Here is a 3,028-nt window from a genome sequence, read left to right as displayed (position 1 = left end):
GCCTGGCTCGCCGGGACGCCCGACGCATGGCCGGACGAAGCGCTCGAATCCGCGCATCGCCAGTTTATCGATGTGCTCGGGGTCACGATTGCCGGCGCGGTCGAGCCGGCCACTTTGGCGGTGCTGGAGACGGTCCGCAACTGGGGCGCCGGCCCGGCCACCGCGATCCTCCAGGTCGCGCGTCTCGCCCCGCCCTGGGCCGCCTTGGTCAACGGCACCGCCGCCCATGCGCTCGATTTCGACGACAATTTCGATCCGGCCAAGGCCCACGCCACCGCCGTCCTCGCCCCCGGCATCCTCGCTTTGGCCGAAGCGGAGGGCGCGTCCGGCCGCCAGTGCCTCGACGCTTATGTCGCCGGCCTGCAGATTCTCGGCCGGGTCGGCCAGGGCGTGAACCCGGCCCACCGCAACCGCGGCTGGCACGCCACCGCCACCGTCGGCGCGATCGGCACGGCCGCCGCCTGCGCGCGACTGCTGAAGCTCGACGCCGCCACCGCGGCCAACGCCGTCTCGATCTCGACCAGCATGGCGGCCGGCTTCATGAGCCAGTTCGGCACGATGACGAAGCCGCTCCACGCCGGCCTCGCCGCCAAGGCCGGGGTGATGGCGGCGAGCCTCGCCCGCGCCGGGATCGACGCCGGCCGGGACACGCTCGACGGCCCGACCGGTATGAACCGGCTGATGGTCGGCCCCGATTACGAGCAGCTCCGCGACACGCTGACCCATGTCGAGCACGGCCAGACTCTGCGCTTCGAAACCGCCAGCATCGGCGAGCCGCTCCTCATCCTCTCGAGCGGTTTCCGGGTGAAGCGCTTCCCGATCTGCGGCAGCGCCCACCGCGCGATGGACGGTGTTTTAAGCTTGAAGCAAAAGCAGAAAATCACACTGGATCAAATCGTTGCGATCGATATCTACGCGCCGATCTCGCATCTCAACAATCTGATGTACACCGATCCCAGGGACGCGCTGCAGGCGAAGTTCAGCCTGGAATATGGCATCGCCTGCGCGATGGTGACCGGCAATTGCACCCTCGCCGACTTCACCGACGAAGCCGCCATGCGCCCCGAAATCCGCGCCCTCTACCCTCGCATCCACCGCCACCCGGTCGACAAGGCCGAAGGCGAGTTCCCGACCGAGGTCCACATCACGCTGGCGGATGGCCGCACCGTCAGCGAGAGCATCGCGATGCCCGCCGGCAGCCTCGCCGCGCCGTTCACGCTCGATCAGGTCTGGGCCAAGTTCGACGGTTGCGCCGCGCCCTTGCTGCCGCCCGAGCGGTTCGCCGCCGCGCGCGAGGCGCTGGCCGATCTGCCGCGCCTGCCCTCGATTGCGCCGCTGATGGCGGCGCTTTACGACATGCCGGCATGAGTCAGGTGCGCCCCAATATCCTCGTCCTCGCCGCCAGCCGCGGCAATCTCGATCCGCTCGCGCGGGCCGGCGGCGTCAGCCACAAATGCTTCATCGACATCGCCGGCCAGCCGATGCTGCGCCGCGTCGTCGGCGCGGTGCTGGAGGCCGACCGCGCCAACCGCGTCATCGTCGCGATCGAGCCCGAGGCGATCGACGAAGCGCGCGGGATCATATCCGGCCTCCCCGGCGCCGAGCAGGTCGAGTTCGTCGGCAGCCGCGACAATATCGCCTCCAGCGTCGCCGCCATCGCCACGCCCGAGCTGCTCCCGCTCGTCATCACCACTGGCGACAATGCGCTCCACACCGCCGAGATGGTCGCCTATTTCTGCGATCATTCGGTCGGGCTCAGCGAGGACGGTGCGCTCGGCCTCACCCCCGCCAGCTACGTCCTCGAAAAATACCCCGAAGGAAACCGCGCCTTCCACCGCTTCCGCGACGGCGCCTTCTCCTCCTGCAACCTCTACGCCTTGCTGACCCCCAAGGGTATCGAGGCGGCGCAGGTGTTCCGCTCCGGCGGGCAATTCGGCAAGAAGCCCAAAAGGCTGATCGGCGCCTTCGGGCTCTGGGCGTTCCTGCTCTACAAGACCCGGCTGTTCACGCTGAACACGGTGCTGAAGGCGCTCTCCCGCGCGATCGGCGTCCGCGCCGCGCCGGTGCTGATGCCCTTCGCCGAAGGCCCGATCGACGTCGACCGCCAGGTCGACTGGGACCTCGCCAACCGGATCATAAGAGAGCGCGAGGCGAGTTAGCCCCCTCTCCCCTTGGGGGAGAGGGCTGGGGTGAGGGGGTTCTGAGTCCGCGATATCCGCTGAGGCCGAACCCCCTCTCCCTGCCCTCTCCCCGCCGGGGAGAGGGTTCTTTGGCCCTGATCTTCACCAATGCACCGCGCACCCACCACCGGCCATCGCCGCGCCCCAATCCCGCCGCATTGCGAAACTACGTCCCACCCTCACATTGGAGCGCGCGCCCTCGCCCCAGCGGCCGTCGCGCGCTATGAGGACATCGGACAAAGCAACGTGAAGACCGCCCAGACCCCCGAACTGCGCCTGCTCCGCGCCAGCTTCTGGCAGCGCGAGCATCATCTCGACAAGATGACGCTGCCCGAGCTGGTGAAGGCCTATTTCACTTACCCGGCGATCATCGCCTATCTGGCGCTCGCCGCCCTCTCGATCGGCGTCTTCATCTGGTCGCCCGCACCGCTCGCGCCGACCCTCCTCGCCGTCGCGTTCGCGAGCGCCGCTTATCCGCTGATCTGGTATCTGCTGCACCGTTACGTGCTGCACAGCCGCTGGATGTGGCGGCACAAGTGGATGGCTTCGACCTGGAAGCGGATCCACTACGATCACCACCAGGACCCGAACCATCTCGAAGTGCTGTTCGGCGCCCTCCACACCACGCTGCCGACGATCGCCCTCGGCGTGATCCCGATCGGCTACGGCATCGGCGCGATCTGGGGCGCCGGCGTGGGCGGCGCGGCGGCGGCCTTCGCCACCGGCCTGATCACGACCTGCGTCTACGAGTTCGTCCACTGCATCCAGCATCTCGCCTACAAGCCCAAGAACAAGGCGCTGGCGGAGATGAAGCGCCGTCACATGGCGCACCATTTCCATGACGAGAA

3 protein-coding genes are annotated in these 3,028 nt (G+C 68.2%); all 3 read left to right on the top strand.

The window, feature by feature from the left end:
• The coding region (locus ACT4N3_RS11630; RefSeq protein ID WP_444855389.1) for an MmgE/PrpD family protein at positions 1–1,368 on the top strand (1,368 nt) is incomplete at its 5' end.
• On the top strand, positions 1,365–2,159 hold the full coding sequence (locus ACT4N3_RS11625; RefSeq protein WP_444855388.1) for an NTP transferase domain-containing protein: 795 nt from the start codon (positions 1,365–1,367) through the stop codon (positions 2,157–2,159). The genes ACT4N3_RS11630 and ACT4N3_RS11625, both read left to right, overlap by 4 nt.
• A 267-nt stretch (positions 2,160–2,426) precedes the next feature.
• Positions 2,427–3,028 (top strand): sterol desaturase family protein (locus ACT4N3_RS11620; protein WP_444855387.1); only part of this gene is annotated, 602 nt, incomplete at its 3' end.

The sequence above is a fragment of the Sphingosinicella sp. genome, from assembly GCF_052388015.1.
In the GTDB taxonomy this organism is placed as follows: Bacteria; Pseudomonadota; Alphaproteobacteria; order Sphingomonadales; family Sphingomonadaceae; genus Allosphingosinicella.
The sequence above is the reverse complement of the archived record's forward strand: the minus strand, read 5'-3'. Positions and strand labels throughout refer to the sequence as shown.

What these genes read in the sequence shown, in the direction of transcription:
- ACT4N3_RS11625 (WP_444855388.1), top strand. Translation starts at nt 1,365, where the DNA reads ATGAGTCAGGTGCGCCCCAATATCCTCGTCCTCGCCGCCAGCCGCGGC.